Here is an 18,294-nt window from a genome sequence, read left to right as displayed (position 1 = left end):
CCTGCCATGCAGCACGCCACCCGCGGCCTCCTGGCCGCCACCCTCACCGCCGTCGCGCTCGCGGCGCCGGCCGTCTCCCTCGCGGCGCCCACCGTCACCGTCCGCATCGAGGGCGCCAGCGCGACGCTGCTGGAGCAGACGACCGTCACGCTCGACGGGCGCCCGACGCCCGCCCCGGGGAACTGCCCCGCCAACACGGTCGCCGCCGCCATCGAGAAGGCGACGGCCGGCAACTGGGACCGGCAGGCGTTCACCTCGACGATCCTCGGCGAGAGCCACACCTTCACCCAGAACGACTACTGGGGCGAGTGGCTCAACGAGAAGTACGGCGGCGGCGCGTGCAGCGACGTCGTCGCGGAGGGCGATCGCGTGGTCATGATGGCCGACGTCAGCGGCAGCTCGTTCGAGCCGACCGTCGTCCCGCTGACGCTGACCGGCGCCCCTGCCCGCGTCTCGCCGGGCACCCCCTTCACCGTGCAGGTCGACAAGTACACCGCGCCGACCGGGAGCCCCGGCGAGGGCGTCAAGGCCCCGGCCGGCGGCGCCACCATCCGCGGCGCGGGTGTCACGACCGCCGCCGACGGCAAGGCGACGGTCACGCTCACGCAGCGTGGAGAGACGACGCTGAAGGCGTCGCTGCCCGGCACGCAGACCGGCGGCCTCGTGATCGACTCGCGCTCGCCCGCCGTCACCGTCTGCGTCACCGACGGCGCCGACGGCTTCTGCGGCACCACGAAGCCCGGTCAGCCGCCCGCGCCGCAGCCGACGACGCTGCCCGCCCCCTGCCAGACGCTCGGCGACGACGGGCTCTGCGGCACGAAGGACACCCGCGCCCCCGGCGGCAGCATCGCCTCGGTCACCGAGCAGCAGCGGTTCGCGCGCGGCAAGGGACCGCGCACCCTGGCGGGCCGCGCGACCGACGCCCAGGGCATCGCCAAGGTCCAGCTGCGGCTGACCCGCACCAACGGCCGGACCTGCCAGCGGTTCGACGGGGCCCGTGAGCGGCTCGTCACGACCAAGAAGTGCGGCGCCGCGAACGCGACGTTCTTCGACGCCGGCACCAGCGCCGACTGGTCCTACCTGCTGCCGTCCGCGCTCCCGAAGGGCCGCTACGTTCTGGACGTCCGCAGCACCGACAGCACCGGCAACGTCGACCGCACGCTCCAGCGCGGCCGCAACCGCGTCGTGTTCTTCGTGTCCTGATGACCGTGCGCCCGCGTCCCGTCCGCCGCCTCGCCGCGCTGCTCGCCCTCGTCTGGGCGAGCACGACGCTCGCCGCCTGCGGGCTGGGCGCGGGAGCCACCCCGACCGACACCCGCCTGACGATCACCCAGGACTTCGGCACGAAGGTCCTCGACGAGCGCGACGACCCGCAGTCCCGGGGCGCCGACACCGTCATGCGGCTCCTGCAGCGCAACGCGAAGGTGCAGACCCGCTACGGCGGCGGCTTCGTGCAGTCGATCGACGGCGTCGCCGGCGGCACCCGCGACGGCCGGCCGGTCGACTGGTTCTTCTACGTCAACGGCGTCCTCTCGCAGGAGGGCGCGACCTCCTACGAGGTCAAGGAGGGCGACCACGTCTGGTGGGACCACCACGACTGGGGCCTCACCAACGACGTGCCCGCCGTCGTCGGCACCTACCCGGAGCCGTTCGTGCACGGGGTCGAGGGCAAGCGCCTGCCCGTCCGCGTCGAGTGCGTCGAGCTCGAGAGCACGACCTGCGACGCCGTCCGCGACCGGCTCGTCAGCCTCGGCATCGTCGTCGGCAAGGGCGGCCTGCAGCGCTCGCTCGCCGCCGAGACGATCCGCGTGATCGTCGGCCGCTACGAGCAGATCCGGGCCGACAAGACCGTCCGCCAGCTCGAGCAGGGCCCGAAGGTCAGCGGCGTCTACGCGCGACCCGCCGCCGACGGCAGGTCGATCGCGGTGCTGGACCCGCGCGGCCGGACGACGCGGACGCTCGGCCCCGGTGCCGGTCTCGTCGCCGCCGTGCGCGTCGACGACGCCCCGCCCGTCTGGGTGCTCACCGGCACCGACGACACCGGCCTGCGCGCCGCGACCAGCGCCCTGGACCCGGCGACGCTCGCCCGGAAGTTCGCCTACGCCAGCGGCGGCGGCGCCCCCGACGGCGGTCTGGGGCTGCCCGAGGTCCCGACGACCGCCGCGCCCGCCACGCCGTGACCTACCGGCGGCTCGCGAGCCCGCTGCACGCGACCCGCGCGTCCGCCGGGGCCCTCTTCTGCCTCGTGCTCGCGGCCGGCGCCCTGCTGGAGCACCCGCTCCTGCTCGGCGCCGTCGCCACCGCCGTCCTCGTCAGCGCCGCCGGCGCCGGCGTGCTCGCCGACCTCGGCCGGACCGCGAAGTACGTCGTCCCGCTCGCGATCGTCTTCGGGCTCATCAACCCGCTGGTCGTGCGCGAGGGTCTCACCGTGTTCGCGCGGCTCGGGGAGATCCCGCCGTTCGGCCAGGTCGACCTCACCGTCGAGGCGCTCCTCTACGGGGTGATCCTCGGGGCGCGGATCGTCGTCGTCGCGCTCGCCTTCGCGCTCTTCACCGCCTGTGTCGACCCGGACGAGCTGCTGAAGCTCTTCCGCCGCGTGTCGTTCCGCTCGGCGCTCACCGCGACGCTCGCGACCCGGCTCGTGCCCGTGCTCGCCCGCGACGGCCGCCGCCTCGAGCTCGCGCGCCGCTCGCGCGCGGTCGCTCCGGACGGTGCCGGACCCAGCCGCGCCGACCGCGTGGTGATCCTCCGGGCGGTCGCGTCCGGCGCGCTGGACCGGGCCGTCGACGTCGCGGCGACGCTCGAGGTCCGCGGCTACGGCGCCACGCACCGCGCCCGGCCCGCCCACCGTCCCTGGTCGCGGCACGACCTCGCGTTCCTCGCCGCCGCGCTCGTCCTCGTGCTGCTCTTCGCGGGCTCCGCGCTCGCCGGGATCGGGCGCTTCGAGGCCTACCCGCTGCTGCAGGCGCCCGTCGGGCCCGGCGAGCTCGCCGTCGCCAGCGCGATCGTGCTCGTCAGCGTCCTGCCGTTCCTCGACCGCCGGGGGATCGAGCCGTGAGCGTCCTGCGCGTCGACGCACTCACCTACACGTACGCGGACGCGACGCTGCCCGCGCTGCAGGACGTGTCGCTGACGATCGAGCCCGGCGAGTTCGTCGTGCTCGCCGGCGACTCCGCCTCCGGCAAGTCGACGCTGCTGCGCGCCGCCAACGGCCTCGTCCCGCACTTCCACGGCGGCACGCTCGCCGGACGCGTGCTCGTCGGCGGCCTCGACACCCGCGAGCACGGACCCGCCGACCTCGCCGGGGTCGTCGGCAGCCTCTTCCAGGACCCCGAGTCGCAGACCGTCATGGGCACCGTCCGGGCGGAGCTCGCGTTCCCGCTGGAGAACCGCGGGCACGGCCCCGCCGCCGTCGCGCGCGGGGTGGAGGAGGCGGCGCTCGCGCTCGGCATCGAGGGCCTGCTCGACCGCGCCACCCACGAGCTCTCCGGCGGGGAGCTGCAGCGCGTCGCGCTCGGCGCCGCGCTCGCCGGCCGCCCGCGGATCGTGCTCCTGGACGAGCCCACCTCCCAGCTCGACCCGGTCGCCGGCGACGAGCTCGTCTGGCTGCTGCGCCGCCTCAACGAGGAGTGGGGGACCGCGGTCGTCCTCTCCGAGCACCGGCTCGAGCGCTGCCTCGGGCACGCCGACCGGGTCGTCGTCATGCAGGACGGGCGGATCGCCTGCGACGCCGCGCCCCGCGCGTTCCTGCACTGGGCGGCCGAGCACCACCCGGCGCTCCTGACCCCCGGGGCGCGGCTGTTCCAGCGCGCGGGGCTGCGCCCCCCGCCCGCCGGGGTCAAGGACGCGCGCGGCACCCTGCGCGGCCACGGGCTGCTCGCCGACGAGGAGGCGGTCGGTCCCGCGCCGCTTCCCGACGCCGAAGGCGCGACCGTCGACGCGGGCGGACCGCTCGCCGCCGTCGGCCGCCTGCTGCGCCGCCCGTCCGACGACGGCGCCGCGGTCGCCGCCCGCGACCTCTGGCACGAGCTGCCCGGCGGCCGCACGATCCTCCGCGCCGTCGACCTGCGCGTCGAGCCCGGCGAGTGCGTCGCGCTCATGGGCCGCAACGGCGCCGGCAAGTCCACGCTGCTGCGCCACCTCGCGGGCCTGCAGGACGCCACCCGCGGCACCGTCAGCGCCGCAGGTCGCGTCGCGCTGCTGCTCCAGCACCCGGGCGACTACGTGCTGCACGAGCGCGTCGGTGACGAGGCGCCCGCCGCGGCGCTCCACGCGGTCGGCCTCGACGGCCTCGAGGACCGCCACCCGCGCGACCTCTCCGGCGGCCAGCGCCAGCGGCTCGCGCTCGCGATCGTCGTCGGCGACGGGCCCGCCCCGGCGGTGCTCGCGCTCGACGAGCCGACGCGCGGCATGGACCGGGTCGACAAGGGCGACCTCGCCGAGCGCCTACGGGCGGCCGCCCGCGACGGCGCCGCCGTGATCGTCGCCACGCACGACACCGAGTTCGCCGCCGCCTTCGCGACCCGCGTCGTGCTGCTCGCCGACGGTCGGCCGATCGCCGACGGCGCCCCGCGCGACGTGCTCGCCGGCGGCTGGTACTTCGCCACCGAGACCGCCCGGATCCTGGGCGGGGAGGGCGGCGCGCTGCTGCCCGAGGAGGGCGCCGAGCTGCTGCGGCGCCGACTGCAGACCCTGGAGGTCCGACCATGACCTGGCCGCTCGCCGCGTTCACCATCCTCGGCCTCGCGCTGTTCGCGGGGTTCTGGTGGTACGAGCGCTCCCACCCGACCTCGAAGGTGCTCGCGCTCGTCGCGACGCTCGCCGCGCTCGCCGCGCTCGGCCGGATCGCGTTCGCGCCGCTGCCGAACGTCAAGCCGACGACCGACATCGTGCTGCTCGCCGGCTACGTCCTCGGCGGCGCTCCCGGCTTCGCGGTCGGCGCGGTCGGAGCGCTGGCGTCGAACATCGTCTTCGGGCAGGGCCCGTGGACGCCGTGGCAGATGGGCGCCTGGGGCCTGTGCGGCCTGATCGGCGCGGGCCTCGGAGCGCTCAGCGGCCGTCGGCTGGGCCGCTGGCCGCTGGCCCTGGCGTGCCTGGGCGCCGGCCTGATCTACGGGGCGATCCTCGACTTCAGCGCCTGGGTGTCCTACAGCGGCACGCACACCCTCGACCAGTACCTGGCGATCAGTGGCACGTCGCTGACCTTCAACCTCGCGCACGCGATCGGCAACCTCGTGTTCTGCCTGGCGTTCGGACCCGTGTTCGTCCGCGCGCTGATGCGCTACCGCTCGCGCTTCGAGATCACCTGGCGCCCGGCGGTCCCCGCGAGCGCCGCACCGGTCGTGCCCGCGGCGCTCGTCGCGCTCGTGCTCGCCGGCGGCCTGCTGCTCGCCGCCGGGCCCGTGACCGGGAGCGGCGGGGTCGCGTCGGCGCAGCCCCGCGCCGCGACGCCGACCGCCGAGGGCGGCCGCGAGCAGCGCGGCGCGCCGCGGCGCCACGTTCCTGCGCCGTGCGCAGAACCGCGACGGCGGCTTCGGCGGGGCCCGCGGGCAGGCGTCGAGCCCCCTGTACTCCGGCTGGGTCGTGCTCGGCCTGCGCGCCGCGGGCGTGCGCGCGAGCGCGGTCCGCGTCGGGGGAGGGCGGACCGCCCGCGACTACGTGACCGCGGTCGCCCGGCGCGTCTCCGCCACCGGTGACCTCGAGCGCACGATCCTCGCCGCGCGCGCGGCCGGCCTCGACCCGCGCCGGGTCGGCGGCCGCAACCTCATCGCGGTCCTCGTCGGCCGCCGCGACCGCGATGGCTCCTTCGACGGTCTCACGAACCTCTCGGCGTTCGGCATCCTCGCCCTGCGCGCCGGCGGCCGCAGCGCCGGGGACGGCGCGGTCGTCGGGGCCGCCCGCTTCGTCCTGCGCCAGCAGAACCGCGACGGCGGCTTCTCGTTCGCCCGCAAGGGCGCCTCCAGCGGGATCGACGACACCGCCGCGGCGGTCCAGGGCCTCGTCGCGGCGCGCCGCGGCCGCGGGCGCGGCGGGGCGATCAGCAAGGCCGTCACGTTCCTGCGCCGCCGCCAGAACGCCGACGGGGGTTCCCGCTGTCCCCGGGCAGCGCGTCCAACGCGCAGTCCACCGCGTTCGCCGTCCAGGCGTTCCTCGCCGCCGGGGTGAACCCCGACCGCGTGACCCGCCGGGGGTCCCGCTCGCCGCTGGCCTACTTGCGCTCGCTGCAGGCGGGGGACGGGAGCGTCAGGTACTCGCGCACGCGCGTGCAGACCCCGGTGTGGGTGACCGCGCAGGCCGTCGCGGCGCTCGCGCGCCGTCCGCTCCCCATCCGCTGACAGGGCGTCCCGACGCGCCCTGTCAGGGCCGCCCTGCTCGGACGCTCTGACCGGTCACGGTGCGTGTCCCGCTGAGGGGCGTCGACGCCCCGGTTTCGTTACCCTCGCCGACGTGATGAGGACGTGAATATCGGGGTTCTGAAGGAGGCGCAGGCGGGCGAGACCCGCGTGGCCGCCACTCCGGCGACCGTCGCGCAGCTCTTGAAGCTGGGCTACGAGGTCGTCGTCGAACCGGGAGCCGGAGCAGCCGCGAGCTTCTCCGACGAGGCGTACGCGGAGGCCGGCGCGACCGTCGGCGACCCGCTGGCCGCGGACATCGTCTTCGGCGTGAACACGCCGACGGCGGCGCAGCTCGACGGCCTGAAGGAGGGCGCCACGCTGATCAGCCTGCTGTCGCCCATGCTGAAGCCGGAGATCGTCGAGGACCTCGCGAAGCGGCCGATCACGGCGCTCTCGATGGACGCGGTGCCGCGGATCTCGCGCGCCCAGTCCCTCGACGTGCTGTCGTCGATGGCGAACATCGCGGGCTACCGCGCCGTCGTCGAGGCCGCCCACGTCTTCGGGCGCTTCTTCACCGGCCAGGTGACCGCGGCGGGCAAGGTCCCGCCCGCCACCGTGCTCGTCGCGGGCGTCGGCGTCGCCGGCCTTGCCGCGATCGGCGCGGCGGGCAGCCTCGGCGCCATCGTCTACGCGACCGACCCGCGGCCCGAGGTCGCCGACCAGGTCGCGTCGCTCGGCGGCGAGTACCTCAGCGTCGAGTCCGACGAGGTCGAGGTCAGCGCCACCGGCTACGCCAAGGAGATGTCCGACGACTACAACACGCGGGCCGCGGCGCTCTACGCCGAGAAGGTCCCGGACGTCGACATCCTCATCACCACCGCGCTGATCCCGGGCCGGCCCGCGCCGCGCCTGATCACCGCCGAGATGGTGGCGAGCATGAAGCCGGGCAGCGTCATCGTCGACATGGCCGCGATCAACGGCGGCAACGTCGAGGGATCGGTCGCCGGCGAGGCGGTCGTCACCGACAACGGCGTGACGATCATCGGCTACACCGACCTCGCGGGCCGCCTGCCCGCCCAGGCGTCGCAGCTCTACGGCACCAACCTGGTGAACCTCATGAAGCTGATGACGCCGGAGAAGGACGGGCAGCTCGTGCTCGACTTCGAGGACGTCGTGCAGCGCGCCATGACGGTCGTCCGCCAGGGCGAGCTGACCTGGCCGCCGCCGAAGGTCGAGGTCTCCGCGGCCCCGGCCGCCGCGCCCGCGGCCGCCCCGGCGCCCGCGGCGGAGCCCCCCGCGCCGATGACCGACGAGAAGCGCCTGACGATCGTCGGCGTCGCCGCGCTCGTGTTCTTCCTGATCGTCTCGCAGGCCCCGAACGCGCTGATCAACCAGCTGTTCGTGTTCTCGCTGGCGATCGTCGTCGGCTACTACGTGATCGGGCACGTGCACCACGCGCTGCACACGCCGCTCATGTCGGTGACCAACGCGATCTCCGGGATCATCGTCGTCGGCGGCCTGCTCCAGATCGGGCAGGGCGACGACGCGATCACGATCGTCTCCGCGCTGGCCATCCTGCTGGCGTCCATCAACATCTTCGGCGGCTTCGCGGTCACGCGGCGCATGCTCGCCATGTTCACCAGGAGCTAGACCATGAGCGCCGACATCGCCGCACAGGCCGCGTACATCGTCGCGGCCCTGCTCTTCATCCTCGCCCTGGCCGGCCTGTCCCGTCACGAGACGGCCAAGCTGGGCAACACCTACGGCATCGCCGGCATGGCGACCGCCCTGATCGCCACGATCGTGCTGGCGATCGACCAGGACATCCAGACCGGTGGGCTCGTCCTGCTGTTCGCCGCGACCGTGATCGGTGCGGCCATCGGCCTGCAGCGCGCCCGCGTCGTGGAGATGACCGGGATGCCGGAGCTCATCGCGCTCCTGCACTCGTTCGTCGGCATGGCCGCCGTGCTCGTCGGCTGGAACGGGTACCTGCACGTCGAGAACCACCTCGACGGGGAGGAGGCGCTGCGCCTGGAGGCGCTCGACCTCCTCGGCATCCATCACGCGGAGGTCGCGATCGGCATCTTCATCGGTGCCGTGACCTTCACGGGCTCGATCATCGCCTACCTGAAGCTGTCGGCGAAGATGAAGTCCGACCCGCTGGTCCTGCCGGGCAAGAACTACCTGAACCTCGGGGCGCTCGGCCTGTTCGGCGTCCTGACCGTGTGGTTCACGGCCGACCCGACGCTGGTCGCCCTGATCCTCATCACGGTGCTGGCGCTCGCGCTCGGCCTGCACCTCGTGGCCTCGATCGGCGGCGGCGACATGCCGGTCGTCGTGTCGATGCTCAACTCGTACTCCGGCTGGGCCGCCGCCGCGTCCGGCTTCCTGCTCTCGAACAACCTGCTGATCATCACCGGCGCGCTGGTGGGGTCCTCGGGTGCGTACCTGAGCTACATCATGTGCAAGGCGATGAACCGCTCGTTCATCTCCGTCATCGCCGGCGGCTTCGGCATCGAGGCGCCGTCCGGGGAGGCCAAGGACTACGGCGAGCACCGCGAGATCGACGCGCAGGGCGCGGCCGACCTGCTGACGAGCGCCAAGAGCGTGATCATCACGCCCGGCTACGGCATGGCGGTCGCCCAGGCGCAGTACGGCGTCGCCGACCTGACGCGCAAGCTGCGCGACCAGGGCGTCGAGGTGCGGTTCGGCATCCACCCGGTCGCCGGCCGCCTGCCCGGGCACATGAACGTCCTCCTCGCGGAGGCGAAGGTGCCGTACGACGTCGTCCTCGAGATGGACGAGATCAACGACGACTTCCCGGAGACGTCGGTCGTCCTCGTCATCGGCGCCAACGACACCGTCAACCCCGCGGCCAACGACGATCCGTCGAGCCCGATCGCGGGCATGCCGGTCCTCAACGTCTGGGAGGCCGAGAACGTCATCGTGTTCAAGCGCTCCATGGCGTCGGGCTACGCGGGCGTGCAGAACCCGCTGTTCTTCAAGGAGAACACCGCGATGCTGTTCGGCGACGCGAAGGACCGCGTGGAGGACATCCTCCGCGCGATGTAGCGCCACCGTCGCCCTGCGTCACCCGAGGGGGTGATGCGATCGACCCCGCCGCGCGCGGGGACCGGTCGCATCGCCCCCTCGGTCGTTCCCGCACCCGTGCCCGCCGGACCGCAGCTCGCGGGCCCCGCGAGCTCAGGTCAGCCGTCCGGCGGCCGGTGGGGCGTGGAGGGCGCCGCGCTAGCCTCGAGGCATGGCGACGAACCCGAACCCGACCCTCGACGACGGCGTCCGTGCGCTCCTCGAGCAGCCGAATCTCGCCTTCGTCTCGACCCTGCGCGAGGACGGCAGCATCCTGACCGTCCCGACGTGGGTGGACGTCGACGGCGACGAGGTCCTCCTCAACACCGAGGAGCGGCGCCGCTGGCTGCACAACGTGCGCGACCGCGGCCACATCACGATCACCCTCGCCGACCGCGAGAACCCCTACGAGTACGTGTCGATCAGCGGCGAGGTCGCCTCGGAGGCGACCGAGGGCGCGTTCGAGCACGGCGACCGGATGGCGAAGAAGTACCTCGGCCAGGACCGCTACCCGTTCCACCGCGAGGGCGACGTGCGGGTCCTGCTGCGCATCCGCCCGCAGCGCGTGCAGCACGTGCGCTGACGGCGCCGCCGCCCGCCGGACCCCAGCTCGCGGGCGCCGCGAGCTGGGGTCCGCCGACGGGCGGCGGGCGAGGATGGCGGACGCCAGCTCGCGGGGCCCGCGAGCTGCGGTCCGGCCGGGCTCAGACCGCGACCGGCGCGGCCTCGCCGCGGCGGGCGGCCTCGGCCTGCTCGCGCGAGTCCCGGCTGCTGATGATCGTCAGGCACAGCACGACCGCCACGAGCGCGAAGATCGAGCCGACCAGGAACGCGTCGCGGTAGCCCTCGGTCAGGGCCAGCGGCGTGACCTGCCCGGCCGGTCCGGCCGCGTCGTTGGTCGAGGCGGTCGCGATCGTCGAGAGGATCGCGAGACCGAGCGCCCCGCCGATCTGCTGGGAGGTGTTGATGAGGCCGGAGGCGAGGCCCGCCTCCTGCGGCTTGGTGCCGGTGACCGCGGCGATCGTCACGGGGACGAACGAGAACCCCAGGCCGGCGCCCGCGATGATCGACGGCACGAGCACGTCGGCCGCGTAGGAGCCGTCCGCGGACACGCGCGAGAACCAGAACAGCCCAGCACCGACGAGCAGCAGGCCGATCATCAGCGTGTTCTTGAACCCGATGCGCGTGACCAGCTGCGACGCGGCACCGGCGGCGAAGATGATCGTCAGCGCGAGCGGCAGGTAGGCGAGACCGGTCGCCAGCGCGTCCTTGCCGAGCACGAACTGCATGTAGACGGTGATGAAGTAGAACATCGAGAACAGGCCCATCCCGACGAGCAGGCCGACGATGTTCGCGCCGCGCAGCGTCTTCAGCCGGAAGATCGAGAACGGCACGAGCGGCGAGCTCTGGCGGGTCTCGATGACCACGAACGCCGCCAGGATCGCCAGCGCCGCGGGGATCAGGACCAGCGTCTGCGTGGAGCCCCATCCCGCGCTCTCGGCGTCGACGAGCGCGTAGACGAGCAGCGCGAGGCCGCCGGTGACGGTGACCGCCCCGGCGAAGTCGAACGCCTGGTCACGGCGGCCCGTGAACTCCTGCAGCAGCCGCGGGGTGGCGAGCACGACGGCGACGGCGATCGGCACGTTCACGAACAGCACCCAGCGCCAGGAGAGGAACTCGGTCAGCACGCCACCCAGCAGCACGCCGGCCGCGCCGCCGGAGCCGGCGACCGCGCCCCACACGCCCAGGGCGGTGTTGCGCTCCTTGCCCTCGGCGAAGGTACGGGTGACGATCGACAGGGCGGCGGGGGAGATAATCGCGGCGCCGAGGCCCTGCACGACGCGCGCGATGATCAGCTGCGCCTCGTTCTGGGCGAAGCCACCGGCGAGCGACGCGAGCCCGAAGACGACCATGCCGCCGAGGAACATGCGGCGCGGGCCGAGCAGGTCGGCGAGGCGCCCGCCGAGCAGCAGGAAGCCGCCGAAGACGAGCGTGTAGGAGTTGACGACCCACGTGAGGTTCTCGCGCGTGAAGTCGAGCTTCTCGCCGATCGTGGGCAGGGCGACGTTGACGATCGAGGCGTCGAGCACGACGACGAACTGGGCCATCGCCAGGAGGGCGAGGGCCAGCCACTTCGTGCGGTCCGGGGCGGTGGTGTCGGTCATGGAGAAGGGGAGGGAGGGGGGAGAGGGGAAAGAGGAATCGTGGTTCCGGTTGTGCGGCGCGGGACGATACGGAACAGCGGTTCCGGTTGTCAAGGGGGCGTGCTACCGTCGAGGGATGGCGACCCCGCAGGCCACGGACGACCGCCCGCTGCGCGCCGACGCGCGGCGCAACCGCGAGCGGATCATCGCCGCGGCCCGCGAGGTGTTCTCCGAGTACGGCGGACTCGCGCAGATCGACGAGGTCGCCCGCCGCGCCGGCTGCGGCGTCGGCACCGTCTACCGGAACTTCCCCACCAAGGACGCGCTGGTCGGGGAGCTCGTGCGGCTGAAGTTCGAGCGGCTCGTGGAGCGCGCCACGCACTACAACGAGCTGCCCGGCTCCGCCTACGACAACTTCGAGGCGTTCGTCCGCGAGAGCGCCGAGCACATGGCCAGCGACGTCGCCCAGCAGCGGATGATGTGGGAGAGCTCCGAGGAGGCGTTCGCGCACGCCCTCGACGCCCAGCTGCGGCTGCAGCGGATCGGCGGCGCGCTGATCGAGCGAGCGCAGGCGGAAGGGCGGCTGCACCCCGACTTCTCGGTCACCGACATGCCGGTGATGATGTGCTCCCTGGGCAGTGCGATGCTGATGGCGTCCGGGCCCGGCGGCGAGCGCCACGACTGGCGGCGGCTGCTGGAGATCGTGATCGCCGGGATCTCGCTCCCCGGCTGACGCTCAGTGGGCCACGTAGGCCGGGTCGGTCTCGTGGTCCTGGAAGAACCGGACCATCGCCCCGACGTACTCGGTGAAGCGCGGGCAGCGCAGCCCGTGCTCGGCGAGCAGCGGCGTGGTGCGCGTCGTCGCGAACGTCACCGGGTGGTTGAGGTAGGCGATCGACTCGACCGGCGTGTCGGCGGCGAGGAAGCGCCGCAGCGGCGGGCGGCGCAGCGTGAACTCCACGAGCCCCTGGGGCAGCCGCAGCGACGGGGAGCGGCCGCTGTAGGTCCGCGTCAGCAGCTCGACGAGCTCGGCCGCGGTCACGGGCTCGGGATCGACGAGGTGCAGCGTCTCCCCGGTCATGCGCGGGTCGCGGATGCCCGCGGCCATCGCCTCGACGACGAAGTCGACGGGGACGACGTTGAACGAGGACGCGGTACTGCCGGTCTGGAGCATCGGCAGCGGCCGGCCCGCGTTCAGCGAGATGTACCGCAGCACGTAGTAGGGACCGTCGAACTTCTGCGTCTCGCCGGTGCGCGAGTCGCCGACCACGATCGCGGGCCGGTAGATCGTCGTCGGGATCTCGTCCATCGAGGCGCGGACGAGCACCTCCGCCGCGAACTTCGTCGACTCGTAGTGGTTCTTGAACGCCTGGCCGGCCGCGAGCTCGTCCTCGCGCACGACGCCGGAGCGCAGCCCCGCGACGTACGCGGTGGACACGTAGTCGTGGCGCTCGAGGTTCGGGCACGCGCGGCAGAAGTCGAGGATGTTCTGGGTGCCGGTGACGTTCACGGCCTCGGCGAGCTCGAGCGGCACCGCGAGGTCGTAGATCGCCGCGAGGTGCGCGACGCTCGTGACGCGGCCGGCGAGCTGCGCGTAGCGGTCGGGCTCCAGGCCCAGCCGGGGCCGGGTGATGTCGCCGGGCTCGATCTCCAGGCGCGGCCCGTGCTCGGCGCCGAGCTCGCGCGCGCGGCCGACCATCCGCGGCTCGACGAGCGCCACGACGGTCGCGTCCGGGTCGTCCTGCAGCACGCGTCCGATGAGCCGGGCGCCGATGAACCCGGGGAACCCGGTGAAGAGGACCGTGCGAGCCATGGCGCGGGAATGTACACCGCTGTAGGACCACTACGCTGGTCGCCCGTGCCCGACCCGACCCGCCCGTGACCGCCGCCGGAGGCTGGCTGCTCGTCCCGCTCGTCCTGACGGTCGTGACCGTCGGCTGGGGACTGCTGGTGGACCGCCTGACCGGCCGCGAGCTGCCCGCCGCGGTGCTGCCCGGCGTCGGCCTGGCGGCGATGATCTGCGCCACGGGGCTCGTCGTGCTGCGCGACGGCGCGGGGCCGCTGGCCGCGCCGCTCGCCGCGGCCGGCGCCGTCCTGGGTCTCGTGCTCGGGCGCGAGCGGCTCGCGCGCGCGGATCTGCGGCTCTGGGCCGCGCCGCTGCTCGCGGCGGCGGGCGTGCTGGTCGTGCAGGCGCTGCCGACGCTCCTCGACGGGGCGGTCATCGCGGGCTACGGGCGCCTGGACGACTCCGCGACCTGGCTCGGCCTGACCGACCGCGTGATCGAGCAGGGTCGAGCGGTCACCGGCCTGCCGCCCGGGACGTACACCCGCGTCCTGCAGGACTACCTCGCGCAGGGGTACCCGGTCGGCTCGCTGCTGCCGGTCGGGGTCGGTGCGCGGCTCTCCGGCCAGGACGTCGCCAACGCCTACCAGCCGACGATCGGCATGTACGCGGTCGTCGTGTCGTGCTCCCTCTACGCGGTGGCGCGCACGCTCGTCGCCTCCCGCGTGGCCGCCGCGCTCGTCGGCTTCGGGGCCGCGCAGGCGTCGCTGCTGTACGGCTACGCGCAGTGGGGTGGGGTCAAGGAGCTGGCCGCCGCCGCGCTGCTCGCGACCCTCGCGCCGCTGGTCGCGCGCTCCTGGCGCCTGGGCGGGGAGCGGACCCTTCTCGCGGTCGTGCTCGTCGTCGGCGGCCTCACGGGCACGCTCGGGGTCAGTGCGGGACCGTGGGTCCTGCCCGCGGTGCTGCTGGCGTTCGTCGGCTGGCTCGTGGTCGCGCAGCGGGGCGTGCTGCGCCGCTCGGCGCTCTGGCTGCTCCCGGTCGGGGGGCTCGCCGCGCTCCCGGCGCTGTCGATGGCCGACCTGCTGGTGAAGACGAGCCCGACGACGTTCGGCGCCAACGCGATCACCGAGGCGGAGGGCCTCGGACGGCTGCTCGCCCCGCTGAACCTGCTGCAGGGCGCCGGCCTGTGGCCGCAGGAGGACTTCCGCACCGCCTCCAGCGCCGAGACGCTCGTGACGCTGCTGGCGCTCGGCGTCGTCGCGCTCGCCCTGGCGGCCGCCGTCGTCGGCGTCCGTCGCCGGGCGTACGCGCCGGCGGTCCTGCTGGCGATCGTCGTGCCGGGCACGGTCGGGATCGTCGCGCTCGGCTCCCCGTGGATCGACGCGAAGTCGCTGGCGATCACGTCGCCGTTCGTGCTCGGCTGCGCCCTGGCGCTCGTCGCGCACGAGACGGTGGACCGGGGCCGGCGGTCCGCCGCCGCGGCCGCGGTCCTGCTCGCGGTCGCCGTGGCCGTGTCGACGACGGCGGTCGCCCGCAGCACCCCGGGGGTCCCGCGCGACGAGCTGACCGCGCTGCGCGACATCGGCGAGCGCTTCGACGGGCAGGGACCGACGCTGTTCCTCGGCCACCAGGTCTACGCGACCCGCCACTTCCTGCGGGACATGGACGTGGAGGGCGCCTCCGAGCGCCGCGACCGCTTCGTGCGGCTCGTCGACGGCTCGCTGGCCCCGGACTACACCGAGGTCCCGGTCGACCGCGTCGCCGCCGCCGACCTCGCGGTCTACGCGCTGCTCGTGCGCCGCGTCGGGGCCCCCGGCCAGATGCCGGCCGGCTACACGCGCGTCTGGGACGGGCCGTTCTGGGAGGTCTGGCGGCGTCCCGGCGGCCGCGAGGGCGCCGCGGGCTAGCGGTCGAACGTGCCGCGGTAGACCATGCCGAGGATCACGAGCGACCCGGCGAGCGGGATCAGCCCGAGCGGGTAGCCGAGCAGGACGATCACGACGCCGATGAGGACGACGCCGGCGAGACCGCCGATCGCCGCCGCCTTCGCCTGCCGGCGCTGCTCGTCCGGTCGTCCGCGAGGTGCCATGCCCGGGGGATTCCCGGGACACGGCCGGTGCAGTCGCGCCGGGCGGCGTCTAGCGCCCGACGGTCTGCTTGACGCGCCCGGACACCTGGTTGCGGGCGCTGTCGGCCGCGACGATCCCGACGGAGATCCGCGCGTCCTTGGCGTTGCCGAGCGTGCGCTGCGCGGTCTTGGCGAGCTGCACGGTCACCTTGAGGGTGCCCGCCTGGCGGAAGCCGAGCGTCACGGTGGGGATGTGGATGACCCGCCGCGAGTGCGCGACGGCGCGGGTCCCGCTGCGGGCGGCGGTGGCGCGGGCGACGCCGGGGCGTAGCGTGCTGCTGAAGGCGACGACGCCGGGCTCGTCGGTCGTGACCTGCAGGCGCAGCTTCCCGTCCTTCTGCACGTCCCGGAGCTTCGACAGCACCGTGAAGCGCGCCGTGGGCGCCTGCGCGTCGGCGACGACCGTGCCGTCGGGGGCGACCGCCTGGCCGGTGCCGGTCCCGGCGACCGTCGGGATGCCGAGCGTCTTGAGCAGATTGTTCAGGGCGTCGGTCGGGAGCAGGCCGCCCTTGGCGCCGCCGCCCGGCGTGTCCGGGCCGATGATGCCGCCCAGGCCGCTGTCGTTGAGCACCTGGCCGATGGTGGCGTCCACCGACTCGCTCACGGCGAGCGTCGTGCCGCTGATCAGCCCGCCGACGGAGTTCGTGGTCTCGGTGATGATCGCCCCGACCCCGGGGATCGTGCCGCCGACGATGCCGCCGATCGTGCTGCCGAGCTGCGCGACGATCTTGCCGACGTCGGCGAGCGGCACGCCGAGGGCGCGCTCCTGCGGCTCGGCGGTCGCGGCGCTCGCGACCGGCGCCGCGACGGCGGTGGAGGCGAGTGCCGCGAGGGCGATGGTGCGGGCGGTGCGGGCCGTCATGGCAAGTGGTCCCCTGGGTTCACGTGGATCGGGAGCCTCCCCTGGGCTCCTACGGCGCCTATCGGCAGCACCCCGGCGAACCTGTAGCCCGTCATCGCGATTCGTAGACTCCGAGGGGTGATCGCCCGCGAGACCGCCCTCGCCGCCCTGGCGGCCGACTCCTACGACGTCGTCGTGGTCGGCGGCGGCATCACCGGCGCCGGGGTCGCGCTCGACGCCGCCACCCGCGGCTACAGCGTCGCGCTCGTGGAGCGCGCGGACTTCGCCTCCGGCACCTCGAGCCGCAGCTCCAAGCTCGTCCACGGCGGCCTGCGCTACCTCCAGAACTTCGACCTCGGCCTCGTCCGCGAGGCGCTCCTGGAGCGGCAGGTCATGGTCCGGCTCGCGCCGCACCTCGTGAAGCCGCTGCCGCTCGTGGTCGCCGCGTTCAACGACGAGCGCCTGGACATGAAGGTCGGCGCGGGGCTGAACCTCTACGACGTGATGTCGCTCGACAAGGTGCGGCTGCGTCGCAAGGGCCGCCGCGGCGACGTGGCCGAGGACGTCGACGGGGACGGCCTCGCCGACTGGGCGCCGGACCGCCACCGCGTCATCAGCGGCGAGGAGGTCGTGGAGCGGCTGCCCGCCCTCGCCGACCGCGAGCCGACCTCCGGCTACCTCTTCTACGACTGCCAGACCGACGACAGCCGGCTCGTGATGACCGTGCTGGCCGAGGCGGAGCGGTTCGGCGCGGTGTGCTGCAACGGCCTGGAGGTCACCGAGCTGCTCGACGAGGGCGGCCGTACCGCCGGCGTCCACGTCCGCGACGTGGCGACGGGCGACACGTTCCCGCTGCGCGCCGCGAACGTCGTCAACGCGACCGGGGTCTGGGCGGACCGGCTGCGCCCCGACGAGCTGCACGACGAGGCCGAGGTGCCGCGCATCCGGCCGTCCCGCGGCACGCACATCACGCTCAGCGCCAAGGACGTGCCGCTGGTCAGCGGCGCGATCGTCCCGGCGGGCGGCGGCCGCACGATTTTCGCCCTCCCGTGGCTGGGCAGCACGCTGATCGGCACGACCGACAACGACTTCGACCCGGAGGGCGAGCGGGCGCTCGACCACGTGCAGCCGGCCGCCGAGGACCTCGAGTACCTGCTGGAGGCCACCAACGGCTTCTTCGGGACCTCGCTGGGCGTGGAGGACATCACGGGCGCGTTCGCCGGCGTGCGGCCGCTCATCTCCACCGGCGACCCGGGCAAGTCGGTCGACATCTCCCGCAAGGCCGAGCTCTACGAGACCTCCAGCGGCATGATCACGATCACCGGCGGCAAGCTCACGACCTGGCGGCGGATGGCGAAGATGGCCGTCGACCGGCTGGTCGAGCGCGACGCGCGCGACGCGCCGTGCCGCACGCACGAGATCCCGCTGGGGTTCGCGGTCGGGGCGGACGAGCTGCCGCGCGTCGAGGGCGTCCCCGAGGAGGCCTACGCGCAGCTGGCCGGCCGCTACGGCCACGCCGCGCACGACGTGCTGCGGATCGCCGCCGAGCGCGGCGAGCTCGCCCAGCCGGTCGTCGAGGGCGGCCCGGCCGACCTCCTCGCCGAGGTCGTGCACGCCGCGCGGCGCGAGCAGGCCCGCTCGGTCGGCGACGTGCTGCTGCGCCGCACCCGGCTGGGGCTGACCGCCGCCCGCGAGGTCGCGGCCCCCGACGGCGTCACCGCCGAGCGCGTCGCGCGGGCAATGGCGCCCGAGCTCGGCTGGGACGACGCGCGCGTCGCGCAGGAGGTCTCGACCTTCCTGGCCGAGGCCGCCGCGGAGGGCATCGTCGCGCAGGCCGCGACATCCTCCGAACCCGCGGCGTAACTCCTGGCCCACTCGCCGGTTGGAACCTCGGAACCGGCACGGAGCGACCGCCCCGCATGGCAGCGTACGGGCGGTTCGCGCACCCACTCGGAACCAGCAACGGAGTCACG

The 18,294-nt window shown here is 74.2% G+C and carries 16 protein-coding genes; 12 read left to right on the top strand and 4 right to left on the bottom strand.

Features of this window, described 5'->3' with window-relative positions; genetic code table 11:
* Positions 1–6 precede the first annotated feature (6 nt).
* The 9 genes from GKE82_RS04495 (at position 7) to GKE82_RS04455 (ending at position 10,008) form a co-directional block, all read left to right on the top strand.
* On the top strand, positions 7–1,203 hold the full coding sequence (locus GKE82_RS04495) for a hypothetical protein (protein ID WP_154732453.1): 1,197 nt from the start codon (positions 7–9) through the stop codon (positions 1,201–1,203).
* 5 nt (positions 1,204–1,208) lie between these two features.
* Positions 1,209–2,180, top strand: a complete 972-nt coding sequence (locus tag GKE82_RS04490; protein WP_196189054.1) for a DUF4430 domain-containing protein — start codon at positions 1,209–1,211, stop codon at positions 2,178–2,180.
* Entirely contained in the window at positions 2,177–3,058 is an 882-nt protein-coding gene (locus tag GKE82_RS26785) for an energy-coupling factor transporter transmembrane component T (RefSeq protein ID WP_196189053.1), read from the top strand. Before GKE82_RS04490 ends, GKE82_RS26785 begins: the two co-directional genes overlap by 4 nt.
* Complete coding sequence (locus GKE82_RS04480) at positions 3,055–4,710, top strand: ATP-binding cassette domain-containing protein (protein ID WP_309233409.1); 1,656 nt, start codon at positions 3,055–3,057, stop codon at positions 4,708–4,710. Before GKE82_RS26785 ends, GKE82_RS04480 begins: the two co-directional genes overlap by 4 nt.
* A complete protein-coding gene (locus GKE82_RS04475) occupies positions 4,707–5,696 on the top strand; it encodes a DUF6580 family putative transport protein (protein ID WP_154732451.1) in 990 nt (329 codons plus the stop codon). Before GKE82_RS04480 ends, GKE82_RS04475 begins: the two co-directional genes overlap by 4 nt.
* Complete coding sequence (locus GKE82_RS04470; protein WP_196189052.1) at positions 5,659–6,165, top strand: prenyltransferase/squalene oxidase repeat-containing protein; 507 nt, start codon at positions 5,659–5,661, stop codon at positions 6,163–6,165. Before GKE82_RS04475 ends, GKE82_RS04470 begins: the two co-directional genes overlap by 38 nt.
* A gap of 293 nt (positions 6,166–6,458) precedes the next feature.
* Positions 6,459–7,985, top strand: coding sequence for a Re/Si-specific NAD(P)(+) transhydrogenase subunit alpha (locus tag GKE82_RS04465; protein ID WP_107570545.1), 1,527 nt, complete (start codon positions 6,459–6,461; stop codon positions 7,983–7,985).
* A 3-nt stretch (positions 7,986–7,988) separates the two neighbouring features.
* Positions 7,989–9,407: a Re/Si-specific NAD(P)(+) transhydrogenase subunit beta gene (gene pntB, locus GKE82_RS04460; RefSeq protein ID WP_154732449.1), complete on the top strand. Its 1,419-nt coding sequence runs from the start codon at positions 7,989–7,991 to the stop codon at positions 9,405–9,407.
* A 190-nt stretch (positions 9,408–9,597) separates the two neighbouring features.
* Positions 9,598–10,008 carry a PPOX class F420-dependent oxidoreductase gene (locus GKE82_RS04455; RefSeq protein WP_154732448.1) on the top strand — a complete coding sequence of 137 codons (411 nt, stop codon included), beginning with the start codon at positions 9,598–9,600 and terminating at the stop codon, positions 10,006–10,008.
* A 121-nt stretch (positions 10,009–10,129) separates the two neighbouring features.
* Here GKE82_RS04455 and GKE82_RS04450 read toward each other — a convergent pair whose 3' ends face one another.
* Positions 10,130–11,590, bottom strand: a complete 1,461-nt coding sequence (locus GKE82_RS04450) for an MFS transporter (protein ID WP_107570542.1) — start codon at positions 11,588–11,590, stop codon at positions 10,130–10,132.
* Positions 11,591–11,705: 115 nt separating this feature from the next.
* Here GKE82_RS04450 and GKE82_RS04445 point away from each other — a divergent pair, with 115 nt between their 5' ends.
* A complete protein-coding gene (locus tag GKE82_RS04445) occupies positions 11,706–12,302 on the top strand; it encodes a TetR/AcrR family transcriptional regulator (RefSeq protein WP_154732447.1) in 597 nt (198 codons plus the stop codon).
* A gap of 3 nt (positions 12,303–12,305) precedes the next feature.
* Here GKE82_RS04445 and GKE82_RS04440 read toward each other — a convergent pair whose 3' ends face one another.
* The gene (locus tag GKE82_RS04440; RefSeq protein WP_154732446.1) at positions 12,306–13,382 is read right to left on the bottom strand and encodes an SDR family oxidoreductase; all 1,077 of its coding nucleotides are present in this window, start codon (positions 13,380–13,382) and stop codon (positions 12,306–12,308) included.
* Between the two features lie 65 nt (positions 13,383–13,447).
* Between GKE82_RS04440 and GKE82_RS04435 the strand changes: the two genes are divergently transcribed.
* On the top strand, positions 13,448–15,259 hold the full coding sequence (locus GKE82_RS04435) for a hypothetical protein (protein WP_154732445.1): 1,812 nt from the start codon (positions 13,448–13,450) through the stop codon (positions 15,257–15,259).
* Here the strand turns inward: GKE82_RS04435 and GKE82_RS04430 are convergent.
* Both GKE82_RS04430 and GKE82_RS04425 read right to left on the bottom strand, forming a co-directional pair.
* Positions 15,256–15,441 carry a hypothetical protein gene (locus GKE82_RS04430; RefSeq protein ID WP_154732444.1) on the bottom strand — a complete coding sequence of 62 codons (186 nt, stop codon included), beginning with the start codon at positions 15,439–15,441 and terminating at the stop codon, positions 15,256–15,258. The two genes, GKE82_RS04435 and GKE82_RS04430, sit on opposite strands and share 4 nt — an antisense overlap.
* A 49-nt stretch (positions 15,442–15,490) precedes the next feature.
* Positions 15,491–16,342: a hypothetical protein gene (locus GKE82_RS04425; protein WP_154732443.1), complete on the bottom strand. Its 852-nt coding sequence runs from the start codon at positions 16,340–16,342 to the stop codon at positions 15,491–15,493.
* A gap of 117 nt (positions 16,343–16,459) precedes the next feature.
* Here GKE82_RS04425 and GKE82_RS04420 point away from each other — a divergent pair, with 117 nt between their 5' ends.
* On the top strand, positions 16,460–18,184 hold the full coding sequence (locus GKE82_RS04420; RefSeq protein ID WP_154732442.1) for a glycerol-3-phosphate dehydrogenase/oxidase: 1,725 nt from the start codon (positions 16,460–16,462) through the stop codon (positions 18,182–18,184).
* The last annotated feature ends 110 nt before the right edge of the window (positions 18,185–18,294 follow it).

Origin of the sequence: Conexibacter sp. W3-3-2 (genome assembly GCF_009707605.1) — a bacterium.
In the GTDB taxonomy this organism is placed as follows: Bacteria; Actinomycetota; Thermoleophilia; order Solirubrobacterales; family Solirubrobacteraceae; genus Paraconexibacter; species Paraconexibacter algicola.
This window is presented reverse-complemented; position numbering and strand designations above follow the sequence as displayed.